The organism is Methylotuvimicrobium buryatense (assembly GCF_005931095.1).
In the GTDB taxonomy this organism is placed as follows: domain Bacteria; phylum Pseudomonadota; class Gammaproteobacteria; order Methylococcales; family Methylomonadaceae; genus Methylotuvimicrobium; species Methylotuvimicrobium buryatense.
The window spans coordinates 2,923,123-2,948,263 of record NZ_CP035467.1 but is presented as its reverse complement, the minus strand read 5'-3'; the positions used below and the strand labels follow the sequence as shown (position 1 = coordinate 2,948,263).

Here is a 25,141-nt window from a genome sequence, read left to right as displayed (position 1 = left end):
TTAAAATATGAGTTGGTTTGAAAAACTGGTCCCTTCAACTATCAGAACAGACGGGAATAACAAGAAAAAAGGCGCAGTGCCTGAGGGGTTATGGACCAAGTGCCCGAATTGTAACGCGATTCTTTATAACAACGAATTGGAACGCAATTCCAGCGTGTGCCCTAAATGCAATCATCACATGCGGATATCGGCAAGAGTCCGCTTGGCATTATTTCTCGATGAGCAGGGTCAAGAAGAAATCGGTCAACAAATCAAACCGACCGACCCGCTTAAATTCAAGGATTCCAAACGATACAAAGACCGTATCAGCCAAGCGCAAAAACAGACTAAGGAAAGCGACGCCCTGGTAGTGATTAAGGGTAAGCTCAAGAATAAGGATATCGTGGCTGCCGCGTTCGATTTTAGTTTTATGGGCGGTTCGATGGGCTCGGTTGTCGGTGAGCGTTTTGTGCGAGGCGTTAATAAGAGCCTCGAAATCGGTGCGCCGTTCATTGTTTTTACCGCCAGCGGCGGCGCCCGCATGCAGGAGTCGTTGTTTTCATTGTTTCAAATGGCGAAAACCAGCGCGGCCTTGACACGGTTGTCGGAAGCGGGATTGCCGTTTATTTCGTGTATGACCGACCCTACGATGGGCGGTGTATCCGCGAGTTTGGCGATGCTTGGCGATATCAATGTCGCCGAGCCGAATGCCTTGATCGGTTTTGCAGGGCCTCGCGTCATCGAGCAAACCGTTCGAGAAAAATTGCCCGAAGGTTTTCAACGTAGCGAGTTTCTGCAAGAGCACGGCGCAATCGACATGATTATCGATAGGCGTGAAATGCGCGATAAAATTGCTGCTATGCTGGCGATGTTGATGGCTTCCCGGATGGAAACGAAAATAAGTCCGAATGTAGACGAGCCTATTATCTTGGCCGAAGCCGAGCCTTTGCCTGTCGTTCAGGATTGAGTGTAATTATAAATTGGCAGCAATTATAATCGGCACAATGATTCTACAGTTGCGGTTAGACCACGATAAGCACGAAAGACACAACAAAAATCGGTCCGCGATAGGGCTTAAGTTTGCAGTTATTGGATGTGGCGATCCACGACTGGCTATTACGTTGGCGCTTTCGTGCTTTTTTGTGTTTTCGTGGACCCCATAATTTTTCTGAGATGAAGCATTTTGATACGCTTGAGGGCTGGCTGAAGTGGCAGGAAGGTTTGCACCCGCAAACAATCGATCTAGGCTTAGAGCGAGTTCTGTGCGTATTTCGCGCATTACAGCAGGATTACGATAAACCGCCGACGATCACGGTAGCCGGAACCAACGGTAAAGGCTCTTGCGTGGCTTTTTTAGAATTTATTTATCGGGCTCAAGGTTATCGAGTCGGCACATATACTTCTCCGCATATTTTAAGGTATAACGAACGTATAAAAATTGACGGTAAACCGGTTAGCGACGATTTGATCTGTTCGGCTTTCGAGCGTATTGAATCGGTGCGAGACGGTGTGTCGTTGAGTTACTTTGAATTCGGTACTTTGGCCGCGCTTGATATTTTTTCCAGGGCCAATCTCGATGTGCAATTGTTGGAGGTAGGTTTGGGCGGGCGTCTTGATGCCGTCAATATTGTGGACCCCGACGTTTCTATTATTTCCAGCATCGGGATCGATCATGCGGAATGGCTCGGCGAAACGCGCGAGCTGATCGGTCGTGAAAAAGCCGGTATTTTCAGAAAGCAAGTTCCTGCGATTATCAGTGATCCTGAGCCACCCGACTCGATATCCGAATATGCAAACGAAATCGAGTCTCAGGCTTTTTTTATCGGGTGCGATTTTGCTTATCGGAAGCAGTCGAAAGGTTGGATATGGTACACACCAGATCGGCAGATCGACCGATTGCCGGAACCTAATCTCAAAGGCGAGCATCAATATCGAAATGCGGCTGCTGTGGTAATGGCCGTGACCCTAATGTCTTCACGACTGCCGATTAGTGTGGATTCGATAAGGCGGGGCATCGAATCCGTTGAGCTTACCGGACGTTTTCAATTCATTAATGACGAACTACCAGTCTTGCTTGATGTCGGGCATAATCCGCAAGCGGTTCAGACCTTGGTCGACTATCTGAGCGATAATTTCCCGGACAAACGCATTCATGCCGTTTTTGCGATGATGAAGGATAAGGATATTCCGGGCGTTATCGATATCATGAAGCCGTTGGTTCATCGATGGTATTTTGCGCCGATAAATGACAATCCGCGATGCGCTTCCGAGACGATGATGCAAGAGTATTTTGAGCAGTGCAAAATTACGGCTGTCGATTTCGGTTTTTCCGGATTGCAAGATGCATTGAATAGTGCCAAGGCTAAAGCCGGAAAAAACGATTTATTATTGGTTTTCGGCTCTTTCTTTTTAGTATCTGAATATTTGGCTGGTTTAGCTTAGAGGTTAACGATGGACCAGGAATTAAAACAAAGATTGATCGGCGCAGTTGTCATTACCGCGTTGGCCGCTATTTTTGTACCGATGCTGTTTGACGATCCCATTGAAGAAAGTGGTCAAATAGTCAACGAATTGACTTTACCCGAACCTCCTGTGGAGGCCTTTACCAAGACTGCCGAAAGTCTTCCGGAGGACAGTCGTCCGCAATCGGTGGAAGTGGCAGTTGACGAAACTGCAAAGCTTTCCGACGAGCTCGAAGGATTAACTCAAGAAGAGCTCGATTACATGGGGCCTGTCGATGACGGATCGGAGCTCAAACCTATTGATAAAACCACGTTACCGAGTTCCTTGGTCGAAGCGGAAACGGCTAAATCGTTAACAGTTGACAAAACCGCGACGAATTCGACTCCGATTGCCAAAGTACCCGAAACTAAAACAGAGGTGCCCGCTTCATTGCCGATTGCGGAACTCGTGACTTGGTACATACAGCCAGGCAGTTTTAGTAAGAGGGATAATGCATTTGCATTACGCGACAAATTGCGTTCCCAAGGTTTTCCGGCTTCGGTTGAGGAGTTCGATGTCCGTGGAGCAAAATCCTATCGGGTTTTGGTTGGGCCTGAAACCGATAAAAGCAAAGCTCAGGCGCTCAGAGTTCGATTGGATGCCGCCAATAATTTGAATAGTTTGTTATTGTCGGTCAATAAGCCCAAAGCTCTTGAACCGGCAACTGCTAAGGCGCAAGCAAGCAAATCGGCCGTTCCGCAGAGTGTACCTACTCAAAGTACCGGAATGGTTAAGTGGTATATCCAGTTAGGCAGCTTCAGTAAACAGGAAAATGCGGATTCACTTCGTGATAAGCTGCGCGCGCAAGGTTTTCCTGCCGCCGTTACCGAAGTCGATACCGTGCAAGGTAAAGCGTATCGTCTTCGTGTCGGTCCCGAACTCGATAAAAAACGGGCTGAAACGCAACTGATACAATTGGACAGCCAACACAGTCTGAAAGGTTTTCTGGTTTCCGAATGAGTTTTATAGGAGATGCGGATATGATCTGGGTCGATTATGCCATTTTGGGGTTGATCTCCATTTCTTTGGTGATCGGTTTGTTTAGAGGCTTTGTCGAAGAGGCTTTCTCACTGGTATTGTGGGTCGTCGCGATTTGGCTCGGATTAACGTTTAGTCGGGAGTTTTCCGCGCTTTTGGAGCCGGTTTTTAGCGTGCCTTCGGCACGCATTGCCGCAGCCTTTGCGGCATTGTTTTTTGCCGTGTTGATTGGAGGTGCGTTGGTCAATTTAATTTTACGAAAATTGGTCAAGCAGACCGGATTAACCGGGTCGGATCGTTTTGTCGGAATGATTTTCGGTATCGCTCGCGGATTGGTGGTCGTCACGGTGTGCATCATGTTGGCCGGTTTGACGCCGCTTCCCGAAGATGCTTGGTGGAAGGAATCGACTTTGATTCCGCCCTTTCAATCGCTTGCCGTTTGGCTACGGGAACATATCCCGTCAGACGTGATGAGCTATGTTAATTATCGTTGATTAAAATTTTAGGTTTAAAGCATGTGTGGTATTGCCGGTATTGTTGCTCATAAATACGTTAATCAAGAACTGTACGATGCGTTGACCGTATTGCAGCACAGGGGGCAAGATGCGAGCGGCATCGTGACCTGTGAAAACGGACGCTTGCATTTGCGTAAGGATAACGGCCTGGTTAGGGATGTTTTCACGACTAGTCAAATGTTGAAGCTCAAGGGTAATATGGGCATTGGTCATGTGCGCTATCCGACCGCCGGATGCACGAGCTCGGCCGAGGCGCAGCCTTTTTATGTGAATTCGCCGTTCGGCCTGACGTTGGCTCATAACGGCAATTTAACTAACACCGAAGCATTGAAACACGTTTTGTTCATCGAAGATCAACGTCATATTAATACCGACTCCGATTCCGAAGTATTGCTCAATGTTTTTGCGCATGAACTGCAGCAATTGCGTAAGTTGAAATTGACTGTGGACGATGTGTTTACCGCGGTTTCCAGAGTTCACCAGCGTGTACGCGGCGCTTACGCGGTCGTCGTAATGATAGCGGGTTTCGGCATCTTAGGCTTTCGCGACCCGCACGGCATCCGGCCTATCGTATTCGGTGAAAGAAAATCCGATAAAGGCAGTGAATTCATGATCGCTTCCGAAAGCGTCGCGTTGGATGTCTTGGGCTTTGATCTTATTCGGGATATCGAGCCCGGAGAAGCGGTGTTCATTGAGGAATCCGGTGCCTTGCATACCAAGCAATGTTCCGATTTCGTCGATCATTGCCCTTGTATGTTCGAATATGTCTATTTTGCTCGACCCGATTCGATCATCGACGATATCCAGGTTTATAAGGCCCGCTTGAGAATGGGTGAAAAACTGGCCGATAAAATTATGCGTATTTGGCCGGATCACGATATCGATGTGGTGATACCGATTCCCGATACCAGCCGAACTGCGGCATTGCAGTTGGCTAACAAACTTCATGTCAAATACCGAGAAGGTTTTATCAAAAACCGTTATATCGGTAGGACGTTCATTATGCCGGGGCAACAAAAGCGCAAAAAATCGGTTAAGCAAAAGCTCAATGCGATCGATTTGGAATTCGACGGTAAAAATGTTCTACTAATAGACGACTCTGTCGTCAGAGGAACAACTTCGGAACAAATTATACAAATGGCCCGGGAAGCCGGGGCTAAAAAAGTGTATTTTGCATCGGCAGCACCGCCGGTCAGATATCCTAATGTCTACGGTATCGACATGCCGGTAGTGGAAGAATTAATTGCGCACGGCCGTACCGAAGACGAGGTTTGCGAAGCGATCGGCGCGGATCGTTTGATTTATCAGGATTTAGAGGACTTGATCGAGGCGGTAAGACGAGGCAATAGAGATATTCAGCATTTCGATACATCGTGCTTCAGCCGCGAATATATTACCGGTGATATCGACGATGCCTATTTGGAGAATGTTCAAGCCTTGCGTAACGATGATGCTCAGGCAAAAAGAAATTCGGAAAATTTTATTATAGAAATACAGAATTCAGACTAAGCAAAGTCTATGCTGGAAACCTATAGAAACGTCTCACGAGTGAGTAAAGGAGCAACATGAAAGATACCGATTGGAACGATTATTCGCTCGAAACTCAGGCCATTAGAGCAGGGCATCGTCGCACGGGCGAAGCAGAGCATAGCATTCCTATATTTACGACATCCAGTTATGTGTTTGACAGCGCCGAAGAAGCCTCATTGAAGTTTACCGGCCAAATTCCCGGTAATATCTATTCCCGCTTTACCAATCCGACTGTCAATGCATTTCAAGAACGGCTAGCCGGGATGGAAAATGGTGAGCGTTGCCTGGCTTTTGCGTCGGGCATGGCCGCAATCATGGCGGTAGGCATGGGTTTGCTGAAATCGGGCGATCATGTGGTAGTTTCGCGCGGTGTATTCGGCAATACCGTATTAATGTTTCAAAATTATTTTGCAAAGTTCGGCGTGGACAGCGATTTTGTCGCCTTAACCGATTTGGCCGCTTGGGAAGCGGCAATCAAACCGAATACCCGTTTTTTGTTTTTGGAGACGCCATCTAATCCGTTGACTGAAATCGCCGATATTCAAGCGCTTGCCGACTTAGCGCATCGGCATGATTGCTTGCTCATTGTCGACAATTGTTTCTGTACGCCGGCACTGCAAAAACCGCTCGACCTCGGCGCCGATATTATCGTCCATTCGGCGACCAAATATATCGATGGTCATGGCCGTTGTGTCGGCGGTGCTGTTGTCGCTTCCGATGAAATCATCGAAAAAGCTATTTATCCTTATTTGCGCACAGGCGGCGCTACGATGAGTCCCTTTAATGCCTGGGCTTTTCTGTCGGGACTCGAAACGCTGGCACTGCGCATGGAAAAACATTGCGCCAATGCTTTGGATTTAGCTCGTTGGTTGGAAAAGCAACCAGGAGTAGAAAGGGTTCACTATCCGGGTCTGGAATCGCATCCGCAACATGAGTTGGCAAAGCGTCAGCAAACCGGATTCGGCGGCATCGTGAGTTTCGAATTGAAGGGCGGTAAGGAGCCGGCTTGGAATTTAATCGATTCGACGCGCATGATTTCGATTACGGCAAACCTGGGTGACGTCAAAAGCACAATCACTCATCCTGCGACCACCACACATGGCCGTCTGTCGCCTGAGGCGCGGGACGCTGCGGGAATCAAGGATGGTTTGGTGCGTATTTCGGTCGGTCTCGAAAACATCGAGGACATCAAAAAAGATTTGTCAGCAGTGAATGCTTTTGTTTAGGATTTCGTAACAAATCATTTTTCGGAGTTATGGCTTTGTAGCGGGTCACTGCTGGCTCCATAATATAGAAATTATTTATCCTTAATTCGGCATTCGGTCCAAGAAATACACTAACGTTCATGAAGGCCTAGCCATCGCCCCGGCAAATGAAAGTTCTCTGGTGGCGGAGGGTGCGGTCACTCGACCGACAGGACGCCGTGAATACGTCCATGTAGGCTCGACGGCGGCTCCCTGCCGCCGACGCCTGTCGATCGAGCAACCGCACCCTCTCTGGAACCGGTATTGCCAGCACAGAGTTTTGTATATCGAAAAATTAGATAAAGTGTCCAAATCTACGAACTTTCACAGTAAAGTATTCATGCGGTTCCATAAATCTTTTTAAGCCCTCATTGGGTGAGCGGCTTGGAACGTATAGTTAATTGAATATTTTCGTGATTTTCGTGTGTTTCGTGGACAGAATATACTTTTTATAAGTTTATGAACAAATCCTTGGTGCATGAATTCAGGAAAAATTCAGGTGTTTTTTTGCAGTATTAACCCTCGACTCGTTTTTAGCGATCGGTGTTTTGGCATATAATAGTCAGCTATCTTTTCACTTTTCCGCAATAGGAAGTCAATAATGAAAAAATTCACGCTCTTAGTTTCAGCTTTGTTTTTGTTTGCAGCCGGTGCCCATGCTCATGGCCCTGTGCGTCAGAAAGTAAAGCAGGATATCACCATTAATGCACCGGCTGATAAAGTCTGGGCATTGATTAAAAACTTCGACGATATGTCATGGTTGCCGGCAGTAGCCAGCACAACAGGTGAGGGCGGTAACAAGAAAGGCGCGACCCGCGTTTTGACGCTAAAAGACGGGGGCTCGATTACCGAAGAATTGAAAAAGCATGACGATAAAAAAATGAGTTATGCCTATAAAATCAAAGAAATGAGTGTCGAAAAAACCATTTCGCACTCCGGTCAAGATGAAGACGTACCGGTATTGCCGGTTAGCAACTACGCGGCCAGCATAGACCTCAAGGCTAAAGGCGACAAAACGCAGGTCATCTGGCAGGCTGGTTACTACCGCGCTTACATGAATAACAATCCGCCCGCTGAAATGAACGAAGAAGCGGCTAATACTGCCGTTAACGCTATTTTCAAGGAAGGCTTGGAAAACCTGAAAGCCTTAGCCGAAAAATAAGGTTGTTTTCGGTGTTATTAAGACACGTAAAAAACGCGATGGCTTTTGCCGTCGCGTTTTTTTTATCCCTTCCGCTAGCAGCAGCTCCTCGTGCTTTTATTACGAATCAACTGGGCGATAGCGTTTCGGTGATTGATACCGTATCGAATTCGGTAGTTGCAACGATTAAGGTACCCGGTAAGCCGGCCGGCGTCGCGGTATCGCCGAATGGCGATCGAGTCTATGTGACGACGCCGGAATCGGGCGAATTAGCGGTTATCGACGCTGCAAACAATCGGTTAATCGCTCAGGTACCGGCGAGCGCCGGCGCTTTAGGTATTGCGGTCGATAAAACGGGCACGACAATATTTATTGCCGACTGGTATAACAATATCGTTTCGGTCATCGATTCTCAAACTTTGAAGGTCAAGAAGACAATTCCGGTCGGGCGATCGCCCTCGGGGTTGGCCGTGAGTCCCGATAACCGTTGGCTCTATGTCGCCAATCGACTCGATAATTCGGTGTCGCAAATCGACCTTGAAACCTTGAGGATTCGCAATACCACTAAAGTTGGAGAGCACCCGTTCGGTTTGATTGTCGACAGCAAAGGCGAAAGAATCTATGTGGCCAATGTCGAGAGCGATGATATTACGGTGTTGGGACGGGATCATCTTAAGCGAATTGCGACCGTGAAAGTTAAAATGCTGCCTTATGCGGCGGCTTTGGCGCTCGATGACAGTTTATTGTTTGTAACGAATCAAGACGATGGCACGGTTTCGGTGATCGATACCGTAACGTTAACCGAGACAGCCGTGATAGAAGTTGGCGACAAGCCGGAAGGCATCGGAACGCTTCCCGGGGGGCGTTTTGTCTATGTTGCGAATTGGTTCGATGACAATGTGTCGGTCATCGATGCGTTAAATCTTGAAGTGATCGATACGATCGAAACGGGCGGCGGCAGCCGGGCCTTCGGTCAGTTTATCGTCGGCGATTGAATCAAATATTACTTTTTCCTCCATTCAAAATCCGCATTCATTCCATGGCTATCAGGCTGCCGCCAAGCCCGATAGATGGCTTGATGACAGTCTTCGACAGGCACATCCCGAACCTTCAATAAAGGCGAGCGATTTTTTAGTATGAAAGGAGTAATGCCGAGGGACTTAACCCGCTTTGGGTTATGTTTGCCATATCCGGTCATACCCCACAGCATGGTTGCGCTAATTATCCCTTGACTACGCGCTTCTCCTAACAGAGCAAGATACAAGGTTTACCTTGTCATTGATCTGCCCCGCCCACATAAATTGTCCTGATTAGCAAGATGCTTCATCTTGCCGAGGCCAAGTGTCCGAGCAGGGGCCAATCGTAGTCGCAAAAACTAAAATATACTGTTACCCAAGTTCCAGCTCTCATCGTTATACATAAGTCAAAAATTACCCTTTTGCAACCTTAACCAATGAGACCTCGATACCATTTATTGTGACTTAACACTTTCGACCTCGAGATCGCGATCAGGGGATCGCTCCCACAGAGCGTCCGCAGCTCTCTCTGTGGGAGCGGCGCCTTCGTCGCGACTATCGAAGCCAGTAACGCTCAAACACCAATAGCCTTTCCGGACAACACAACAATTTAGCGCTCGGTCGCTACTTTTTGCACAATTATACCCATCGTAGATCAAAATTCGGCACCGGGGTGCACGTCAAAGGACGCCGTGAATACATCCCTGTAGGTTCTAGGCTCTAGCTGGCAAAGCCTTTGCCGAGCATCCCGGCGCCTCCTCAGGCACTGCCGAAATTTGAAGTGCGAAAGGTATAGATAATCTATAAAGACGAGAGCTGGAGCTTGGGAAATAGCGTGATGTGGGTTGGCCGTTTTTAGCTTGACGCGCATGGCTTACGAACCCCGTCCGGATAGGGATATGCTGATCTTTGGGCCTTAGCTGAAGAAGCTTGCTAATCAGGTGGTTTGTTGATCAATTATGAGATGAGGCTAGTTCATCTTCCACGACCAAAACGGGTATCGCACTGCTTTCCAGCACGGCTTGAGAAACTGATCCAACCAATACTTCGTCCAGGGGACGATGACCGCGTTTGCCGATGACGATCTCCGCCACATCATTATCTTGAGCGGTGCGGATAATTTCTTCAGATACGGAGCCATTGGCAATGACAAATCGATAACGAATATCTGCCAGGATTCGTCTCGCCTGATGGCTGAGTTGCTCGCTTCCTTCAGGATCATCTATTCGAATGACGTGAAGCACCACCACCTCGGCATCGCTACGACGGGCTAACTCCGCCGCTTTTCTCAGCACTTGTGTCGCTAAGGCTGAGGTGTCGACGGCTGCCAGCAATACAATCCGCCGCGACACCGAAACTTTGGTAGGGTCAACCTCGCCCCGCTCCAAAAGTTTCGGTGCAAATAAAGGAGTAGACCAAGCTCCAAGCGGGGCTGTTACCAAAATCGACAGGGCTGCTAAGGCAAGAATCGTTTCGCCCCCATCTATGCCTAGAGCCAAGGGAATCGCACCGATCGCTGCCTGTACAGTTGCCTTAGCGGAATTCCCAGGGAGCAGAAATAGCCGTTCTTTCCACGTCCAGTTGCTGCCTAGAGTTGATAGATACCAGCCGATGGAACGACCGATCAAAAGACCTATTGCTAGTACAGCTAATCCAATTAGAAAGGTGTTGCCAAGCACATCAAGTTGAATACTAGCTCCCAACAGCACAAAGAGGATGATCTCAGCAACCACCCATAAACTGTCAAAGCCACTGCGTAATCGACGCGCTAATGGAGCATCTATCTCGATCATGAAAAAGCCTGTCATCATGACCGCCAGATAACCGGAAAACACGGGGAAATCTTCCGCCATAACGACCAGCAACAAGGCAAAGCCTGCAGCAACCAACGCATCCTGCACCGCATTTTGCGTCCAGTTTTGGTTGGCTAATAATGAGACCAATAGGTGAGCCGCAAACCATCCCAGCAAGACCCCTAAACTGATTTGGAGGATGATTTGAAGCGGCAGCAATTGCAATGGGGTCAGAGTTAATCCGCCCGGCAAGGATATTCCCGTCGCGGCAGTTTGAGACAAAAACGCAACCAGTAAACTAAAGACCAGCAAAAGCAAGACATCGGACAGCGCGCTTCCGGTTAATATGGCATCAGGAATACCTTTCTTAACTCCCCATCCTAGACTCTTTAAGCGCAACATCCCAGGCACAATAACGGCGGGAGATTCCGCACCAATAATGCAACCAAGTAGAAGTCCCGTGGCAAAGTCAAACTCAAGCAGCCACATTGAAGCAAACGCAATGGCGATTGCCTCACAAGCCCCGGGAAAAAAGCCCAATCGCAATGCTACGGTACCTTGCTGAGCTAGCTTTTCCCGATCAAGCCCTAACCCAGCTTTCATTAAAATTACCATGACGGCGATCACGCGTAGGGAATCTGCAGCTCCTAAAACCTCTGGTGCAATCACATTTCCTACATGGGGGCCAAGCACAACGCCGACCAACGCCATACCAACCAGTGCAGGAACTCGAAGTCGTCGGGCAATTTGCCCAACGAAAAATCCCATTAACAGAATCCAGATAATGCTCTCTAACATAACATCACGTTGCAGTTGAGTGGGTTAATCAACGTGACTTGTAGTGTGGCAGACATATTTCAGCCTATGCATGTACAGCCCTCACCTCGCGCTACAAGTCGGTAAAGTAGGAGCCATCAGCCAGATACGTTGTGATAATGCTAAAAAACGCTAAGCGGTTTCGGCGAGCTCCATCGCCATCATTTCTTTTTCGTACCATCCCTTTGTCAACAGGGGAAGATTCTGACATCTATCAAGATATTCATACATCTACCCTACAAGGCATGGAGAGTGCTTGTAATTATCCAGGCCGGTCTAGCATATTGTCAAGAAAGCCAGGGTCAGGACCTGGGGCGCCCCAGCAATTCCCAGTTTGAGCAGTTTCGCCGGTTTTAGGGTGTGGGGTATGCCTGTCGAGGAACGCCGTCAAGCCCCCATGGGTGAGTTCATGGCGATCCTCGCTAGACACATCTCATACCTTTTACTCTTAAACGGTTTTTCTATCAAGGGAGTAGGAGGAGAGCCTGAGCGTGTTCCAATAAATTTTCCGGCAACTCAAATACCACATATTGACAGCCGATGCGGGCAAGAAAAATGACCGAATAAGGAGAACGATCACGATTGCTGCAGGCTTTGATTTATCGTTTGTTGGCTGTTCCTTTTAAGCCCAGCCCGATCAACCAAAGCTCAACAATAATCAGTATTGCAATCAACTACAAATTCGCACGTCGGTCGGCGTTTATTCGACTGTCTTGGGTTAAGTCGGCGCCATAATGCGTGCTTTTCGTATCTCGGAAACTTGCATACGGGAACGATAATAATTCACGACGGCAATTGGCGTATAATCCTTCAGCGAAGGCGATTTTTTACAACCACAGAGAGCATAGTGTTGCGGATACAATGCTCTGTGGTTTTGCCAAGCGATTTTAAAACAAACCGAGTTGTACTTGGGCGACTTCGGACATCATGTGTCTCGACCAGGGCGGGTCCAGTACCACTTCAACATTGACCCGTTCGACGCCGGGCAGGGCACGTATCGCTTTTTCGACATCGCTTTGAATGACGGGGCCCATGCCGCAGCCGGGTGCGGTCAACGTCATTTGAATGTCGACTCTGTTTTTGCCTTCCCCGGTCGGTGTGACCGCGCAATTATAAACCAGTCCCAAATCAACGATGTTGACGGGGATTTCCGGGTCATAGACCGTTTTCATGACCTCCCAGCAGTTTTTCTCGACTGCGTCAGGATCCGTGTCGCGGACTAAGGTGTGGAGCTCGTGAGGCTCTTTGCCCAAGGCGTCGGCATCGGCACTGTTGATGCGTACCATGTGCCCGTAATCGGTGACAACCGTGTAGTTGTTACCGAGCGATTGGTGTATCGTGACAACGCTACCTTTGCTTAGGGTCCCGGCATTGCCGTCGGGAATAGTGACGATATTGACATCCCGCGTTAAAACGATGCTTTCTCTTTCAGCCATGATTATTCGTTGGTTGTTGCTTAAAGGTTTGCGCGTCGATGATGCGACCGGTTAGACCGATACTGTCGGCGCTGAAAAGATAGGTATAAATCTCATTTAATGAGGACATTGCCGGTAATAGGCTTTTATCCTCGGCCGGGTAGGCCCTTTTTCGAAAAGGCGAATCGATAGGGCCCGGTATCAAGGTGTTCACCCTGATTTTTCCCTCCGACTCCAGTTCCTCCGCCAGTATTTTAGACAAGCCTTCCAGCGCGATTTTCGATACGCCGTAAGACGCCGAATAGGCTTGACCGGTTCTTGCCTTGGAATCCGACGTGAACACGATAGAAGCGGAATCGCTTTTTTGCATGATCGGCAGTAGCACTCTGCATAACAGAAAGGGCGCATTCAGATTGACATTCAGCGAATGCCCCCAGTCCTTGGTTTTATGCAATGCCAAAGGCTCGAATGCGCTGAATTCGACTGCAGAATGCAGCAAACCATCCAGCGAGCCGTATTTTGCTTCAATCCGGTCGGCGAGTTCCTGGTAATCGTTTTCGTTTGCGCCGGCTAAGTCAAAAGGGTACATGATCGGTTCCGGTGCGCCGGCAGCGACGATCTTGTCGTAAACCGCTTCCAGTTTAGCGATGATTTTGTCCAGTAAAATGATCTGTGCGCCTTGTTTGGCGAGGGCCAAGGCAGCCGTACTGCCAAGGCCACCGCCCGCGCCGGTGATCAGAATGACCTTTCCTGTTAATTGCATAATGTTGACTTTATCCATGAATCGATTTGGCGGGGATGATCGATCAAGGCATCGGCGCCCCAATTCTCGGGAACATCCTCCGGCTTTAAATAGCCGTATAACGCGGCCAAGGTTTTCATGCCGACATTTTTTCCGGCCTCGATATCGTGTCTCGCATCGCCGATATAAACGCATTCGTGTGGCTTTACTTCGGCCAGTCGGCAGCCTTCCAGCATCGGTTCGGGGTGCGGTTTGCTGTTGCCGGTGCTATCGCCGCTCACGATACAGGCTGCTCGTTGCGTTAGGTCGAGTGCTTGCATCAGCGGATCGGTGTAGCGTTTAAGCTTATTGGTCACGACCCCCCATTTAAGACCTTGTGATTCGATGGCTTCGAGTAATTGCGGCATGCCGTCGAAAAAAACCGTGAATTCGGCGATATTGTCTTGATATCGGTCGAGCATTGTTTTCAGAACCGCCTGCCGAATTTCATCACGGACGGTATCGCCAATGCTGGCTTTAACCATCGCTGCGGCGCCATATGAGATATAGGGCTTAACCGATTCGTTAGGGATATTTACAAAGCCGTGTTCAAGCAAGGCGTGATTCAGGCAGGCAATTAGGTCCGGAGCGGTGTCGACAAGCGTTCCGTCGAGATCGAATAGCACGCAAGAAAGCTTAAAATCGCAGACCATAGTCAGTCGACTCGTTTGAAAGCGGCAAGATAATTAACGTCGATGTCTTTGCCGAGACTGAAACGCTTGGTTAACGGATTGTATTCGATGCCTGCCATGCTTTGTAGCTCAAGCCCGGTTTCGCGTGCCCAGCGGCTCAACTCCGAAGGTTTAATAAAGGTTTTGAAATCGTGCGTTCCTTTAGGTAGCATTCTCAATACATACTCCGCTGCAACGATGGCCAATAAATAGGCTTTCGGCTTACGGTTTAGCGTCGAGAAAAACACCGTGCCGCCGGGCTTAACCAGCTTCGCGCAGGCTCTGACGATAGATGCCGGGTCGGGTACGTGTTCGAGCATTTCCATGCAAGTGACATGGTCGAAACCTTCGGGTTGTTCATCGGCCAAGGCTTCGGCGCTAATTTTGCGGTAATGCGCGTTGATGCCGGATTCCAGTCCGTGTAGATCGGCGATATCGATCAATTCCTCGCTCAAGTCGATGCCGAGCATATCTGCGCCGTTTTTGGCCAGTCCTTCGGAAAGAATGCCGCCGCCGCAACCGACATCCACGATACGCTTGCCGTCAATTTCCGCATGCTCTTGAATAAAACGGATTCGCAGCGGATTGATGTCGTGGAGAGTTTTGAACTCGCCGCTAGTATCCCACCAGCGTTCCGCAAGCGAGCCGAATTTATTGATTTCGTGAAGATGTACGTTGTCTGTAACTGTCATGAGAGTGAACCGTTTAGGTTGAATAATTGTATACTATATTACTAGGTTATTGCTAGCGGCGGATTTGAAGTCAGTGTTAATTATTGAGACAAACGCTGACGCCATGCGTCGATTTTGAGCGTTAAATCGGCAAGGTCAAGTGTTGTGAGGCGTCGTTGTTTCAATAAGCGTTTGCCGGACACCCAAACGTCGGTAACATTGTGTCTGCTTGCCGCGTAGACGATTTGCGAGACCGGACAATATATGGGTTGGGTTTCGATGCCGCTCAAATCGATCGCTACGATATCGGCCGCTTTGCCGATAGCCAACGATCCGATTTCGTTGTCGAGGCCCAAGGCTTTGGCGCCGTTGATTGTCGCCATTTTAAGCGCGGTCATGGCCGGTATCGCTGACGCATCGTTTGCGACGGCTTTACCCAGGAGCGCGGCACTCCGCATTTCGCCGAGCATATCCAGGTCGTTATTGCTGGCGGCCCCGTCTGTACCTAGTGCGACATTGATTCCAGCATCGAGGCATTTTGCGACCGGACAAAAGCCGCTGGCCAATTTCAAGTTAGATTCCGGGCAATGCACGATATGGGCTCCGGAGCGGGCGAACAATTCGATTTCGTCGTCGTGTAATTGAGTCATGTGCACAGCGACGAAAGAGGGGTTGATCAGGCCGAGTTCATTGAGTCTTGCTATCGGGCGCGTACCGGTCTTTTCGAATGCCTCATCGACTTCATGCCGCGTTTCGTGAACATGCATGTGTACCGGAACATCGAGTTCGTCGGCAAAAGTTCTAACTTTCTGTAACGGTTCGTCCGAGACCGTGTAAGGTGCATGCGGCGCAAACGGTGTTATGATCAACGGCTCGTGGCGGAGGCGGTCGTGCAGTTCCAAGCCTTTTTCGATATAACGGTCGGCATTCTCGGCCCAGGCGGACGGAAAATCGATCAGAATCATGCCGATCCCTGCGCGTATGCCATGATGTATAGCCTGTTGCGCGGTGATTTCCGGAAAAAAATACATATCGTTAAAGCAGGTCGTGCCGCCGCGTATCATTTCGGCGATCGCCAGATCTGTGCCGTCCCGGACGAAAGCTTCGCCGACCCATTGTTGTTCGAGCGGCCAGATATGATTTTGCAGCCAGTCCATTAAATGTAAATCGTCGGCAATGCCGCGCAATAGCGTCATCGCGGCATGAGTATGGCAGTTGATTAGGCCGGGAATGAGAGCGTGACGGTCGAGATTCTCCACCGAACCGGCTTGGTATTTTTGCGAGGCTTCCGTTGTCGGCAATAGGTCGACGATACGACCTTTGTTGATAATCAACGTATGATGCTCGTAGGTTACGGATTCGGGCTCAACGGGTATAATCCAGCGCGCATTGATAGCAATATCGACTTTCATGAACGGTTTCCAAATTAAATGAATAGCCTACGAGCAGTGTATGCCGATAGTATGCAACGCAATGGCTATAAAAACCGAATTATAACTTTTTTTCCTACCTATTCGATAAACAATGACTGAACCCAAACAATTAGCGGTACAAGCCCTGCAATGGACAGGCGATTCGTTAAAAGTCCTGGATCAAAGGCTGCTTCCCGAAACTATCGCTTATGAAGACTACCGCGATGCGCTGGGAGTCGCTGAAGCCATAAAAACTATGCGTGTGCGCGGAGCGCCCGCGATCGGTATTGCGGCGGCCTACGGTGTGGCGTTGTCGGTGAAGCAGCATTGTCACGATCGTTCGGTAAATTGGTCTGATAAGGTGTTTGCCGATATCGAACGGCTGGCGGCATCGCGCCCGACTGCGGTTAATTTATTTTGGGCCTTGGACCGGATGAAAGCGCTTTTAAATTCCCAACCGGAGGATCCGGTGGCGGCAACACAAGCCTTGGCCGTAGAAATCCATCAGGACGATATTGCCGCGAATCATCGAATCGGCGAGTTAGGCGCCGACATTATCGGTGGGGCTAAAGGCGTTTTGACGCATTGTAATGCCGGAGCTTTGGCGACAGGCGGTTACGGTACGGCGCTCGGCGTGATTCGAAGCGCCTGCCGGCGAGGCTTAAATAAAGTCTTTGCGGGAGAAACTCGCCCTTGGTTACAAGGCGCCCGACTGACCGTATGGGAATTGGCTCAAGACGATATTGCGGCGACCTTGATAGCCGATTCAGCAGCAGCTTGGTTGATGAAGTCGGGTGCGGTCGATTGGATCGTCGTCGGTGCCGATCGGATTGCGGCGAACGGCGATACCGCAAACAAAATCGGCACCTATTCGTTGGCGGTATTGGCTAAACAGCATGGCGTCAAGTTAATGGTAGCGGCTCCGTTATCGACGATCGATTGGAATCTTGCCGACGGTGGCGGTATTGAAATCGAACAGCGCGAACCTAATGAATTGTTACCGGATAGTTATAATCAGGAATCCTTGGTCAGTGCTTGGAACCCGGTATTCGATGTGACGCCGGTCGAATTGATTTCGGCGATCGTGACCGAGCGCGGCGTGGTATTGAATCCATCGGAAAATGGCATGGGGAGTCTTAAATTATGAAATTTTCCAAAAAAGGCAATAATCCGGCCTGGGCAGTGAGTTGTTTTTTTCGCGGCCTGCGTTGGGCACTTAAGCCGGAATTGCGCAAATTTATCGTGATTCCGGTTTTGATTAATCTCGTGCTCTATAGCGCGGTGTTGGTACTCGGGTATTATTATGTTGCCGACCTCATAGCGCATTTTATCCCGGACTGGTTGTCATGGTTAAGCTGGGTTTTATGGCCGCTGTTTTTTCTCAGTTTTTTTATCGCCGGATTTTTCACGTTTACCATTTTGGCGAATTTGATTGCGGCGCCGTTTTACGGCGCATTGTCGGCAAAATCGGCGGAACTCATTACGGGCCGAAAGCTTGAGGCCGGCGCGCATTCCGTCAACAAAATCATCCTGGCCGAATTCAAGCGCTTCGGTTATTTGGGTAGTAGGGCATTGCCGTTGTTAATTGTGTCGATCATTCCCGGTATTAATATCGCGGCACCTTTTTTATGGGGTTTGTTCGGGGCTTGGGGTGCGGCATTGGAATACATGGCTTATCCATTGGAAAATGCCGGTTTGTTATTTTCCGAGCAACGAAAAGTACTCAAAAGCATTCGTCTCGGTTCGATGAGCTTCGGCGGCGTCACGATGGTAGGATTAACCTTACCGATAGTAAATATCATCGTCGCGCCGGCCGCCGTGATTGGGGCGACTATTTATGTATTGCAGGCTGGGGAGGGCGAGACTACGCAATGAATCAAGGAGTAGTGCTATGGATAGCGCAATATTTCCGGTATTGCGGGACAGAATGCGGTGCGATAAGACTAAATGCTTGACCCCGATCTTTCGAGCAGGCGTTGCTTAATATTAATCCGCCGTGAATAGCCCACCCGCAAGATCACCAATCAGCTTCTCAAACGGAGGCGGCTTCCGATACGGGTCTTCTGCGATCAGTGCCAGCAATTCCTGGGCTTTTGCTTTTGGCATCAAGGCCGCTGGAGGCCAACTTCTTTGCATCTTTCTGGGTTTGCTTGGTACATTAGCAGGAAAGCAGCAGGAAAGGAGGGGAGGAAGGCGGAAAGCAAGCGATACGATATAACTTGGATCTAACCTTGTTTATTCCAAAACCTGAATCCATTGGTTTTCATTGCGAAGAAACTGAATGGTAATACGGTAGGGTGTAGAGTTTAACTTCTAAGGGGCAAACAGCACATTAAAATCCGCTTACAAGATGCTTAATGCTCAAATTCGCTCTTGAGACTCCCGATCTGCGGCTGAGGTCGCTGGCGTCGACAAGCCACTTACAATCCACCGCGAGTATTACGATATGCGTACACTCTATCAATTTCCGATTTCGCATTACTGCGAAAAGGTTCGCTGGGCCTTGGACCACAAACAACTCGATTACCGGACCCGGAACCTGTTGCCGGGACTGCACGCACGAACCACGAAGAAGCTGGCTGCCGAGTCGACGGTACCGGTTCTGGTCGATTCCGGCAAGGCCATACAAGACTCGAGCGACATTATCGACTATCTCGACTCGCGTTATCCCGACACGCCGCTGACGCCGGGCGAACCGGAATTAAAGGAAGAGGCGCAATACTGGGAAAAATTCGCCGACGAACGCATCGGCGTAGCGGTTAGGGCGGTCTGCTACGACACGCTCTTAGACCATCCCGGCCTGTTGATCCCGATCTTCACCGCCAACGGTCCCTGGTACGGCCGTCCGATCATGCCAGTCATTTATCCTAAATTGCGTCTGCAAATGCGTAAACTGATGATGATCGAACCGCGCACGGTCAAACTCGCGCAGCAACGTTTAGAGAAAGCGATCGACAAAATTGACGCACACCTGAAAGGCCGCCGTTTCATGGTCGGCGACCGCTTCACGCGCGCCGACATCGCTGTGGCGTCATTCTTGGCGCCGCTGTGCAAAATCCGGAAATTCAGCGTCGAATGGCCCGCAGTCTATCCAGAGCCGCTCGAATCCCTCACGGCTTCCTGGGCCGGCAAGCTAAGCTGGGTCGAACGACTCTATCAGGATTATCGTTGAGGCGGCGAAAAAAGGGTCCGAAAAAAGATTCAAGTTTATTTAATATTCAACCTGAACCCCTTTAAAAAGCGGAGCGTAACGTAGTTTTTGCGCGTCCGAGTTGGTGGCGATGCTTGGCGCAGCAATTCCCAATTTGGAGATCAAAAAGGGTGTGGGGTATGCTTGGCGAGGATGTCGGCAGCAGGGCAGATTTTTGCTCCTCGGCAATTGCTGAGTTACATGGATGTAATGAATGCAGAAAATGCAGGAGCATTTTTCTGCCCTGCATTGCCCTACTACACGCCATCCTTGGCGTTTGAGCTGCCGCCAAGCCCCCATGGATGGGTTTACGGCGTTCCTCGACAGGCATACCCCACACCCTAAAATCGGCGAAACTGCTCAAACTGGGAATTGCTGATGTTTGGCGAATTATCCGTGCAGAGTTGCCTCCGCAATCTCCCTAACACATGACATTGTGATGCCGTGCCGCTGCTCTACTGCAAATTGGTGCTTGGCTTCTTCAAATTCAGTAAGGGTCCACTTCCGACAGGCTGCGAAAAAAGGGAGACAGAAAAGGGGTAAGTTGAACTAATAATTAAACCTGACCCCTTTTTTGGACAATCCTTTTATAAGTTGTTCTTGAAAACGGAGCTTTTTGAGAAGCCTTGTTGCGTTATCTCTGCGGCGCACAGAATCAAGGCGCTTCTATTCTCACAAATAGTTCTTGAAACTATATTCTCGCACTACTACTATGACAACGAGTTTCGATAAGGAGTAGAGCATGGGACAACTGAATCGCATCACCCAAGAACCCGATGTGATGGGTGGCAAAGCATGTATCCGTGGAATGCGCGTCACGGTCGGCATGATTGTGGGACAAATCGGTGCGGGACACAGCGTTGATGAAATTCTCGCCGATTACCCCTACCTTGAGCGCGAAGACATCATGCAGGCGCTTCGTTACGCTGCCTGGCTAGCCGAAGAACGCGAGGTCGTACTAGCCTCCGCATGAAGCTGCTCGTCGATATGAACCTGTCCCCGCGCTGGATCGGATTGTTAGTCAATGCTGGCATTGAAGCTGAGCATTGGTCAACACTGGGTGAAAAAAATGCTCCGGATTCGAAAATCATGGCTTACGCCAGCGCGAACGACTATGTGGTCCTCACACACGATTTGGACTTCAGCGCGATCCTTGCCGCTACACATGGCAAGAAGCCCAGCGTCGTGCAAATTCGTGCCGAGGATGTCAGCCCGGACGTGATCGGATTGCAGGTCATCGCTGCCTTGCGGCAAATGGCATCCGAATTGGAAAACGGCGCATTGCTTACCGTTGATCCAAATCGCACCCGAATGCGACTACTACCTTTTCAATTGAGGACAGGGGATGAAGCTTAATATCGCCAGTCACAAGAAAATCTTTTCCTTTATAAGGGAACACATCCCCTGTGTGCTTTGTGTCCATGATGATTCACCCGATGGGTTTCAAGTTAAAGTTACCTGATTAGCAAGATGCTTCAGCTTGCTGAAGCCAATTGTCCGAGCAGTGGCCAGTCGTAGCCACTTCTGCGGGACGGGTTATTTAACCCGTCCCCAACGTTTCGGTTTGCCCTAAACATTTCGGCTAACTTTGGCCAAAGTCAAAACGTTTAGGACGGGGTTGCAAACCCCGTCCTGCTAGGGATATGCTGGTTTTTGGGCTTTAGCTGAAGAAACTTGCTAATCAGGTAAAGTTATGCCTCGGTCTCAAGAGTAGCCAGATGCTTATTGGCTATGCGCGTGTCTCGACGCAAGATCAAAACCTTGATCTTCCGAACGTAAAAAACTGCACCTAACCACCGGTGATACCATAGCCTGGGAAGTTGAAGCAGATGGCCGGATATGGGGCCGCCGCATAGCGCCTTTTGGTCTTGATTGTCTGGCCGCTGTTAGCGGCACACTGTCAGAATGGAATAGTCCCGAAGATGACGAGTCCTATCGTGACTTATAGCTGTTACGATATTGTCAAAGTACCCTTTCCGTTTACTGATCGGCAATCAAGTAAAAACCGCCCAGCCTTGGTATTATCCGTCGACAAAACCTTTAATTCGCCAATCGGTCATAGCGTTATGTCCATGATTACCAGCGCGAAACATTCAGGCTGGCCTTTGGATACCCAAATTGAAAACTTAATGGCAGCCGGATTACCATCACCATTTATTATTCGTTTAAAGCTGTTCACGCTGGACAATCGTCTGATTTTGGCGAAATTAGGGCAGTTTGCTTCGGCTGATCAAATCGCAGTTGAACAGCGTCTAAAAACGCTTTTTTGTTTGTCATAGTGGGATCATCAAAAATTTGAATTCTGTTGATGCCATTTACAGACCAAAACGATCGGGTTGGTTGAATAAGCGCGTCACGCCCGCATTCCCAGGAAAGTGCTCAAGGGGTATGAATAATTACGTTAGGAACGATCGGTAGTTACTTTCCACAGCGGTCAATGGATAACTCTCCAAATCGTCGGCAAAATCGATCGGTCCCGGAAAGTGCTTGCGTATGATTGCCGAGGTTTCTTCTTCCATGCCTTCGGTTCGCCGCATGCGGTGCGATAAGACTAAATGCTTGGCCTTTGCGGCCTGTGCGATTTTGCCGATTTCCGAAGGCGGCATGTGCAGATTTCGGGCGGCTCCTGTTGCTTGTTCCGGTATCGCATGGTGGGCGATGAGTAAGTCGGAGTCTTCGGCTAGCTTAACCAAAGTTTCGTATTGGTTGCTGGAGTCGCCGGAGATGACGATGCGGCAGTCTTCTGCGTCGATTCGCCAGGCTAAAGCGGGCAAGGGGCCGTGATGCACGGAAATGGCGCTGATGTTTAAATTCGGTGCAATATTGAATGATTGTATCTTGTTTTTGGTGAAACGGACGTTGTGAGCATGTATTTTATAATTGCTCGGGCTGTCGGGGTTGATGTATTCGTTTAAGTAACGGTAGATGCCGGTTTTGCCGAACAATTGATTGATAAATTCCTTTGTCGAAGGCATGAGATCGTTGCCTGATGGGCCATAGATCGGTAAGTCAACTTTACGGCCGGTAAAATAGGAGCCTTTTACCAAGGCTGGAAAATCGCTACTGTGATCGACATGAAAATGCGTGAATAACAGGGCCTGCAAATCGTTGAAATCGGCTCCGGCTTTTTCAAAATTGAGGCTGCTACCGGGTCCGGTATCGATCATGACTAATGCTTTATCGTCGATGCGAAGCAAATAAGAACTCCCCGCACGCCGGTCGTTGATTTCAGGGCCGCCGGCACCCAACACTTGCAACTGAACTTTTGATCGAGAGGCCGCAGTTGATGAATAAGCGACCAAAACTAAGCTCGTCAGGCTAATCGCCAAGGTGAATGCTAAAGTTTGGAGTTTTGGTTGATTCATGTTCGCACTCCCGAGTGCTGGGATGATTTGGGTCCAGGTCGAGTTGGCTAAGGAATGGCCGCTAATTTATACCCAACGTAGATCAAAATTCGGCGCCTGGATTGAGACCATCCCTGGTGCTTGCGTATTTTTACTTCTCGGCAATTGCTTGAAATATTCGATGAACGTCATGTTTGATCAATCGAGTTTAAGGTTACTTTTCTTTTCGGCCCGATGAAACAAAGAAATCGATCAACGTCGCATTGATATTCGGCCATTGCGAATGCGGTTTATCGCCTTCGCAATACCAGGTTTTTATACCGTTAGCGCAATTCGTGTAAGCACTACATCCGTTATCGAGAGGCTCGGGAATCGGGTCGCATTGGTTGCATGTCGCCCACCAACCCGCCGATTCCTTTCCATAACCCGGGAACAGCTTGTCTTTCGCGCTATGCATGATCATGGCCGGAATCGGGTCGGGGCAACGGCGTTCGCGCAACTCCTCATAATTGATGCCGGCCGCGCTGGGTGCAATGGCGCTTGGAATATGTTTGGTACCGGACATGAATGCCAAGGCCATGGTGGATGTGCCTCCGTCGGAATGACCGGTGATATAGATTCTTTTATCGTCGATACACCATTTTTTTGCGATGAGCTCGGGAATGGTGCCGAGCTCGACAGCCGTGGTGGGTGATAGAGGTGGATGGTCGGCATAGGCGACAATCATACCGGCGGTTGTTGCCGCTAGTGTTAGATCGGTCGTTTTTTCGGTTTTAGCTCGATTAGAACCGGCAGGCGATAATACCAATAGCAGGGGATGAGGTACTGTGGGATCGTAATTTAAAGGTGTGCGTACGTTAAACTTAATTCCGTCTGCGGTGGATTCGCCGTGGGTGGCGCCGGCAGCTCCCTTGAGCTGTTCTGTTTGGCACTGGCCTTGAAATGATTCGGGCCGGTAAACGGCGTTGCCCATCTGAGCATAATCACTGCTCCCGGTTTCCATCAACAACATGATTAACACTAACAGAATGGGTGGCAGAAAAATCGCTGCCAACCACATGTTTCGTTTGGTCAGGTGGGGTTTTATAGTTGAGAAATCAATCATTGACGCATTCCGGATTTTAAAATTGGGTTAAATGCGCTGCAGATTAGGCTTCCGGCGTATTGCTAGGTTTGTCGTTATCCTTACTCACATACATAAATGCCAGTACCACAAAAGCCGATAAGCCGAATACGAACAGTAATGGCTTAAAATTGAAGCTGTCGGGATCTTCGAGTCCTACTGAAAAAGGGATATGCGAATCGAGTTGCTTATCGTTGTCGACGATCGTGATATGGGCCAAATAATTTCCCGCGCCGTACTGGCTAAAGTCGACAATGCCGCTAAACGATCCGGTTTTGACTTTTTGCGGTTCTTGATAAAAAATTCGGGTGCCTTCCGGCTCCTTCGTGATTTCGAATTCCACGTCGATCGTGCGCAACGCCTTGCCGCCGTAGTCAAAGACTAAATGCGTTTGACCGACTTGCGGAATAGCATTGCAATAGCCTTTGCTACCCGATAATTCAGGGGTGTAAGCGGTGAAGTGGACGCTATCGACGCCGACACGGATATTGCAGGCGTCGATTTCATCAACGGCCCCCCGATGTGCATGCGCCGGAGAAACGATAATCAAGCACGAGAGTAAAAAAGCTGCGATCAACAATTGTTCGAAAAAACGACGATAGGGTAAGATCCGTGAACGATTTATAGTTATTTTGCCTTTGTTCATCACAGTCTCCTGTTGGGGTTGGCTAAAAGTCGACAGTTTCGACTTCGGAAATTAGGAATAATGGAGCGCCGCCGCTGGAAATTTCAACGGCATGTTTAGCCGTTTCCTGCCCGCCGATTGAATTCAAACAGGCTTCTAGAGCCGGCATCGACGGAAAATAGACTTCGGCTATTCGGTAATAGGGCGCCGGCTTGCCATCGGCAGTCGAAATTATTAATGAGGCGACGAAACGAGTTTTACCAACCATTTTTTCTACGGCCATAGGTACGTGCTCTTCCGTATAACGGTGCTCGAAGATATCCGGGTCGGTCGGTTTAGGATACATGACAATTAACTTTGCCGCTTGCATAAGTTTCTCGTATAGATCTTTAATA

At 49.3% G+C, this 25,141-nt stretch carries 24 protein-coding genes and 1 riboswitch; of the genes, 14 read left to right on the top strand and 10 right to left on the bottom strand.

Annotated elements, in window-relative coordinates:
* Positions 1–7 precede the first annotated feature (7 nt).
* The 8 genes from accD to EQU24_RS13165 all read left to right on the top strand — a co-directional run bounded on the left by accD (position 8) and on the right by EQU24_RS13165 (position 8,884).
* Complete coding sequence (gene accD / locus EQU24_RS13200) at positions 8–946, top strand: acetyl-CoA carboxylase, carboxyltransferase subunit beta (protein WP_017839055.1); 939 nt, start codon at positions 8–10, stop codon at positions 944–946.
* Between the two features lie 206 nt (positions 947–1,152).
* Positions 1,153–2,421, top strand: a complete 1,269-nt coding sequence (folC, locus tag EQU24_RS13195) for a bifunctional tetrahydrofolate synthase/dihydrofolate synthase (RefSeq protein ID WP_017839056.1) — start codon at positions 1,153–1,155, stop codon at positions 2,419–2,421.
* 9 nt (positions 2,422–2,430) lie between these two features.
* The gene (locus tag EQU24_RS13190; protein ID WP_017839057.1) at positions 2,431–3,441 is read left to right on the top strand and encodes an SPOR domain-containing protein; all 1,011 of its coding nucleotides are present in this window, start codon (positions 2,431–2,433) and stop codon (positions 3,439–3,441) included.
* A complete protein-coding gene (locus tag EQU24_RS13185; RefSeq protein ID WP_040575265.1) occupies positions 3,438–3,953 on the top strand; it encodes a CvpA family protein in 516 nt (171 codons plus the stop codon). Before EQU24_RS13190 ends, EQU24_RS13185 begins: the two co-directional genes overlap by 4 nt.
* A gap of 21 nt (positions 3,954–3,974) precedes the next feature.
* Positions 3,975–5,483, top strand: coding sequence for an amidophosphoribosyltransferase (gene purF, locus EQU24_RS13180; RefSeq protein ID WP_017839059.1), 1,509 nt, complete (start codon positions 3,975–3,977; stop codon positions 5,481–5,483).
* 56 nt (positions 5,484–5,539) lie between these two features.
* On the top strand, positions 5,540–6,730 hold the full coding sequence (locus EQU24_RS13175) for an O-succinylhomoserine sulfhydrylase (protein WP_017839060.1): 1,191 nt from the start codon (positions 5,540–5,542) through the stop codon (positions 6,728–6,730).
* A gap of 619 nt (positions 6,731–7,349) precedes the next feature.
* Positions 7,350–7,910, top strand: coding sequence for an SRPBCC family protein (locus EQU24_RS13170; protein WP_017839061.1), 561 nt, complete (start codon positions 7,350–7,352; stop codon positions 7,908–7,910).
* Positions 7,911–7,948: 38 nt separating this feature from the next.
* Positions 7,949–8,884, top strand: coding sequence for a cytochrome D1 domain-containing protein (locus EQU24_RS13165; RefSeq protein ID WP_017839062.1), 936 nt, complete (start codon positions 7,949–7,951; stop codon positions 8,882–8,884).
* Positions 8,885–9,858: 974 nt separating this feature from the next.
* On the opposite strand, the gene EQU24_RS13160 is transcribed toward EQU24_RS13165, so the two are convergent.
* The 6 genes from EQU24_RS13160 to EQU24_RS13130 all read right to left on the bottom strand — a co-directional run bounded on the left by EQU24_RS13160 (position 9,859) and on the right by EQU24_RS13130 (position 16,464).
* Positions 9,859–11,496, bottom strand: coding sequence for a cation:proton antiporter (locus tag EQU24_RS13160; protein ID WP_017839064.1), 1,638 nt, complete (start codon positions 11,494–11,496; stop codon positions 9,859–9,861).
* A 100-nt stretch (positions 11,497–11,596) separates the two neighbouring features.
* Positions 11,597–11,683, bottom strand: a riboswitch (Fluoride riboswitch).
* 718 nt (positions 11,684–12,401) lie between these two features.
* On the bottom strand, positions 12,402–12,950 hold the full coding sequence (gene sufT / locus EQU24_RS13150; RefSeq protein ID WP_017839065.1) for a putative Fe-S cluster assembly protein SufT: 549 nt from the start codon (positions 12,948–12,950) through the stop codon (positions 12,402–12,404).
* Positions 12,943–13,692, bottom strand: coding sequence for an SDR family NAD(P)-dependent oxidoreductase (locus EQU24_RS13145; RefSeq protein WP_017839066.1), 750 nt, complete (start codon positions 13,690–13,692; stop codon positions 12,943–12,945). The genes sufT and EQU24_RS13145 overlap by 8 nt, the downstream gene beginning before the upstream one ends.
* Positions 13,683–14,363: an HAD family hydrolase gene (locus tag EQU24_RS13140; RefSeq protein ID WP_017839067.1), complete on the bottom strand. Its 681-nt coding sequence runs from the start codon at positions 14,361–14,363 to the stop codon at positions 13,683–13,685. Before EQU24_RS13140 ends, EQU24_RS13145 begins: the two co-directional genes overlap by 10 nt.
* Before the next feature lie 2 nt (positions 14,364–14,365).
* A complete protein-coding gene (gene ubiG / locus EQU24_RS13135) occupies positions 14,366–15,073 on the bottom strand; it encodes a bifunctional 2-polyprenyl-6-hydroxyphenol methylase/3-demethylubiquinol 3-O-methyltransferase UbiG (RefSeq protein ID WP_017839068.1) in 708 nt (235 codons plus the stop codon).
* Positions 15,074–15,153: 80 nt separating this feature from the next.
* On the bottom strand, positions 15,154–16,464 hold the full coding sequence (locus EQU24_RS13130) for a TRZ/ATZ family hydrolase (RefSeq protein ID WP_017839069.1): 1,311 nt from the start codon (positions 16,462–16,464) through the stop codon (positions 15,154–15,156).
* Positions 16,465–16,576: 112 nt separating this feature from the next.
* Between EQU24_RS13130 and mtnA the strand changes: the two genes are divergently transcribed.
* The 6 genes from mtnA (at position 16,577) to EQU24_RS13090 (ending at position 21,933) form a co-directional block, all read left to right on the top strand.
* Positions 16,577–17,611, top strand: coding sequence for an S-methyl-5-thioribose-1-phosphate isomerase (gene mtnA, locus EQU24_RS13125; RefSeq protein ID WP_017839070.1), 1,035 nt, complete (start codon positions 16,577–16,579; stop codon positions 17,609–17,611).
* A complete protein-coding gene (cysZ, locus tag EQU24_RS13120; protein WP_017839071.1) occupies positions 17,608–18,339 on the top strand; it encodes a sulfate transporter CysZ in 732 nt (243 codons plus the stop codon). Before mtnA ends, cysZ begins: the two co-directional genes overlap by 4 nt.
* A gap of 571 nt (positions 18,340–18,910) precedes the next feature.
* The gene (locus tag EQU24_RS13110; RefSeq protein WP_017839072.1) at positions 18,911–19,636 is read left to right on the top strand and encodes a glutathione S-transferase family protein; all 726 of its coding nucleotides are present in this window, start codon (positions 18,911–18,913) and stop codon (positions 19,634–19,636) included.
* 760 nt (positions 19,637–20,396) lie between these two features.
* The gene (locus EQU24_RS13100; RefSeq protein WP_017839073.1) at positions 20,397–20,627 is read left to right on the top strand and encodes a DUF433 domain-containing protein; all 231 of its coding nucleotides are present in this window, start codon (positions 20,397–20,399) and stop codon (positions 20,625–20,627) included.
* A complete protein-coding gene (locus EQU24_RS13095) occupies positions 20,624–21,010 on the top strand; it encodes a DUF5615 family PIN-like protein (protein WP_017839074.1) in 387 nt (128 codons plus the stop codon). Before EQU24_RS13100 ends, EQU24_RS13095 begins: the two co-directional genes overlap by 4 nt.
* 566 nt (positions 21,011–21,576) lie before the next feature.
* Entirely contained in the window at positions 21,577–21,933 is a 357-nt protein-coding gene (locus EQU24_RS13090) for a type II toxin-antitoxin system PemK/MazF family toxin (RefSeq protein ID WP_017839075.1), read from the top strand.
* A 117-nt stretch (positions 21,934–22,050) separates the two neighbouring features.
* Here the strand turns inward: EQU24_RS13090 and EQU24_RS13085 are convergent, their stop codons facing one another.
* The 4 genes from EQU24_RS13085 to EQU24_RS13070 form a co-directional block, all read right to left on the bottom strand.
* Positions 22,051–23,019 carry an MBL fold metallo-hydrolase gene (locus EQU24_RS13085; RefSeq protein WP_017839076.1) on the bottom strand — a complete coding sequence of 323 codons (969 nt, stop codon included), beginning with the start codon at positions 23,017–23,019 and terminating at the stop codon, positions 22,051–22,053.
* 193 nt (positions 23,020–23,212) lie between these two features.
* The gene (locus tag EQU24_RS13080) at positions 23,213–24,103 is read right to left on the bottom strand and encodes an alpha/beta hydrolase family protein (protein ID WP_138767176.1); all 891 of its coding nucleotides are present in this window, start codon (positions 24,101–24,103) and stop codon (positions 23,213–23,215) included.
* A 43-nt stretch (positions 24,104–24,146) separates the two neighbouring features.
* Positions 24,147–24,767: a hypothetical protein gene (locus tag EQU24_RS13075; RefSeq protein ID WP_017839079.1), complete on the bottom strand. Its 621-nt coding sequence runs from the start codon at positions 24,765–24,767 to the stop codon at positions 24,147–24,149.
* 22 nt (positions 24,768–24,789) lie between these two features.
* On the bottom strand, positions 24,790–25,116 hold the full coding sequence (locus EQU24_RS13070) for an EthD family reductase (RefSeq protein ID WP_017839080.1): 327 nt from the start codon (positions 25,114–25,116) through the stop codon (positions 24,790–24,792).
* Positions 25,117–25,141 lie beyond the last annotated feature (25 nt).

What these genes read in the sequence shown, in the direction of transcription:
- accD (WP_017839055.1), top strand. Translation starts at nt 8, where the DNA reads ATGAGTTGGTTTGAAAAACTGGTCCCTTCAACTATCAGAACAGACGGG.
- folC (WP_017839056.1), top strand. Translation starts at nt 1,153, where the DNA reads ATGAAGCATTTTGATACGCTTGAGGGCTGGCTGAAGTGGCAGGAAGGT.
- EQU24_RS13190 (WP_017839057.1), top strand. Translation starts at nt 2,431, where the DNA reads ATGGACCAGGAATTAAAACAAAGATTGATCGGCGCAGTTGTCATTACC.
- EQU24_RS13185 (WP_040575265.1), top strand. Translation starts at nt 3,438, where the DNA reads ATGAGTTTTATAGGAGATGCGGATATGATCTGGGTCGATTATGCCATT.
- purF (WP_017839059.1), top strand. Translation starts at nt 3,975, where the DNA reads ATGTGTGGTATTGCCGGTATTGTTGCTCATAAATACGTTAATCAAGAA.
- EQU24_RS13175 (WP_017839060.1), top strand. Translation starts at nt 5,540, where the DNA reads ATGAAAGATACCGATTGGAACGATTATTCGCTCGAAACTCAGGCCATT.
- EQU24_RS13170 (WP_017839061.1), top strand. Translation starts at nt 7,350, where the DNA reads ATGAAAAAATTCACGCTCTTAGTTTCAGCTTTGTTTTTGTTTGCAGCC.
- EQU24_RS13165 (WP_017839062.1), top strand. Translation starts at nt 7,949, where the DNA reads ATGGCTTTTGCCGTCGCGTTTTTTTTATCCCTTCCGCTAGCAGCAGCT.
- EQU24_RS13160 (WP_017839064.1), bottom strand. Translation starts at nt 11,496, where the DNA reads ATGTTAGAGAGCATTATCTGGATTCTGTTAATGGGATTTTTCGTTGGG.
- sufT (WP_017839065.1), bottom strand. Translation starts at nt 12,950, where the DNA reads ATGGCTGAAAGAGAAAGCATCGTTTTAACGCGGGATGTCAATATCGTC.
- EQU24_RS13145 (WP_017839066.1), bottom strand. Translation starts at nt 13,692, where the DNA reads ATGCAATTAACAGGAAAGGTCATTCTGATCACCGGCGCGGGCGGTGGC.
- EQU24_RS13140 (WP_017839067.1), bottom strand. Translation starts at nt 14,363, where the DNA reads ATGGTCTGCGATTTTAAGCTTTCTTGCGTGCTATTCGATCTCGACGGA.
- ubiG (WP_017839068.1), bottom strand. Translation starts at nt 15,073, where the DNA reads ATGACAGTTACAGACAACGTACATCTTCACGAAATCAATAAATTCGGC.
- EQU24_RS13130 (WP_017839069.1), bottom strand. Translation starts at nt 16,464, where the DNA reads ATGAAAGTCGATATTGCTATCAATGCGCGCTGGATTATACCCGTTGAG.
- mtnA (WP_017839070.1), top strand. Translation starts at nt 16,577, where the DNA reads ATGACTGAACCCAAACAATTAGCGGTACAAGCCCTGCAATGGACAGGC.
- cysZ (WP_017839071.1), top strand. Translation starts at nt 17,608, where the DNA reads ATGAAATTTTCCAAAAAAGGCAATAATCCGGCCTGGGCAGTGAGTTGT.
- EQU24_RS13110 (WP_017839072.1), top strand. Translation starts at nt 18,911, where the DNA reads ATGCGTACACTCTATCAATTTCCGATTTCGCATTACTGCGAAAAGGTT.
- EQU24_RS13100 (WP_017839073.1), top strand. Translation starts at nt 20,397, where the DNA reads ATGGGACAACTGAATCGCATCACCCAAGAACCCGATGTGATGGGTGGC.
- EQU24_RS13095 (WP_017839074.1), top strand. Translation starts at nt 20,624, where the DNA reads ATGAAGCTGCTCGTCGATATGAACCTGTCCCCGCGCTGGATCGGATTG.
- EQU24_RS13090 (WP_017839075.1), top strand. Translation starts at nt 21,577, where the DNA reads ATGACGAGTCCTATCGTGACTTATAGCTGTTACGATATTGTCAAAGTA.
- EQU24_RS13085 (WP_017839076.1), bottom strand. Translation starts at nt 23,019, where the DNA reads ATGAATCAACCAAAACTCCAAACTTTAGCATTCACCTTGGCGATTAGC.
- EQU24_RS13080 (WP_138767176.1), bottom strand. Translation starts at nt 24,103, where the DNA reads ATGATTGATTTCTCAACTATAAAACCCCACCTGACCAAACGAAACATG.
- EQU24_RS13075 (WP_017839079.1), bottom strand. Translation starts at nt 24,767, where the DNA reads ATGAACAAAGGCAAAATAACTATAAATCGTTCACGGATCTTACCCTAT.
- EQU24_RS13070 (WP_017839080.1), bottom strand. Translation starts at nt 25,116, where the DNA reads ATGCAAGCGGCAAAGTTAATTGTCATGTATCCTAAACCGACCGACCCG.